This is a genomic window from Oleiphilus sp. HI0125, assembly GCF_001635355.1.
Genome location: NZ_LWGF01000019.1, coordinates 1 through 1,045, shown reverse-complemented (window position 1 = coordinate 1,045; position 1,045 = coordinate 1). Strand labels below are relative to the sequence as shown.

Here is a 1,045-nt window from a genome sequence, read left to right as displayed (position 1 = left end):
CAGGGACGGAAGAAGGGGATTATCAGGTAAAACTGCGCAACCTGATACGTTTCCTTGAAAATGGGGACAAGGCTAAGGTGACGATTCGTTATCGAGGTCGTGAAATGGCCCATCAGGAGATCGGTATGCAAGCACTTGAAAGGATCGAACGTGATCTTGAAGAGTACGGCACTGTCGAACAGCGACCAAAAATGGAAGGTCGTCAAATGATGATGGTTCTAGCCCCTAAAAAGAGAAAGTAAAACACAGCTGTGGTTACTCGCCACAACTAGGCGCTTTGTTTTACTCAAATATTGATCCAATGCGGAGTGAGTTATTATGCCTAAGATGAAAGTAAAAAGCGGTGCGGCTAAACGCTTTAAAAAGACAGCCAACGGATTCAAGCATAAGCAATCCTTTACTAGCCACATTTTGACCAAAAAGTCGCCAAAGCGTAAGCGTCAGCTTCGCGGTTGCAAGCAAGTTGCAGACGCGGATCAAGCGTCAATCAAGCGCATGTTGCGTATCTAATTGGTTCAAAAAATTTAGTTTAGGAGAACACTATGCCTCGCGTAAAACGTGGAGTTACCGCGCACCGTCGCCACAAGAAAGTATTAAAGCAAGCTAAAGGTTACTACGGAGCTCGTAGCCGAGTATTTCGTGTAGCTAAACAAGCAGTTATCAAAGCTGGTCAATATGCATACCGTGACCGTAAGCAGCGTAAGCGTCAATTCCGTCAATTGTGGATTGCACGTATCAATGCTGGTGCGCGTTTGAACGGTTTGTCATACAGCCGTCTTATTGCTGGCTTGAAAAAATCAAACGTTGAAATCGATCGTAAAGTTCTTGCAGATCTCGCAATGAACGATGCGCCTGTATTTGCAGCGGTTGTTGAAAAGGCTAAATCAGCATTAGCTAACTAAAAGCCGTTTGTGAGGAACTGTTGAAAAGCTAATTTAGATTCAGCAGCCCGCACGAATCGAGCACATTTTAATAGGGGGCTATGCCCCCTATTTTTGTTTTCGGAGAACAATAAATGGAAACCTAGATCAACTCGTCCAGAGCG

The 1,045-nt window shown here is 44.7% G+C and carries 3 protein-coding genes; all 3 read left to right on the top strand.

The genetic code is table 11. From position 1 onward, the window contains the following. Window positions 1–242: translation initiation factor IF-3 (infC, locus tag A3762_RS00605; protein WP_068753616.1), on the top strand; the 242-nt coding region annotated here is incomplete at its 5' end. A 76-nt stretch (window positions 243–318) separates the two neighbouring features. After that, window positions 319–510 carry a 50S ribosomal protein L35 gene (gene rpmI / locus A3762_RS00600; protein ID WP_068476610.1) on the top strand — a complete coding sequence of 64 codons (192 nt, stop codon included), beginning with the start codon at window positions 319–321 and terminating at the stop codon, window positions 508–510. A 32-nt stretch (window positions 511–542) separates the two neighbouring features. Next, window positions 543–902: a 50S ribosomal protein L20 gene (gene rplT, locus A3762_RS00595; protein ID WP_068476609.1), complete on the top strand. Its 360-nt coding sequence runs from the start codon at window positions 543–545 to the stop codon at window positions 900–902. Window positions 903–1,045 lie beyond the last annotated feature (143 nt).

Coding starts and splice junctions, on each gene's coding strand:
- rplT (WP_068476609.1), top strand. CDS start 543: ATGCCTCGCGTAAAACGTGGAGTTACCGCGCACCGTCGCCACAAGAAA.
- rpmI (WP_068476610.1), top strand. CDS start 319: ATGCCTAAGATGAAAGTAAAAAGCGGTGCGGCTAAACGCTTTAAAAAG.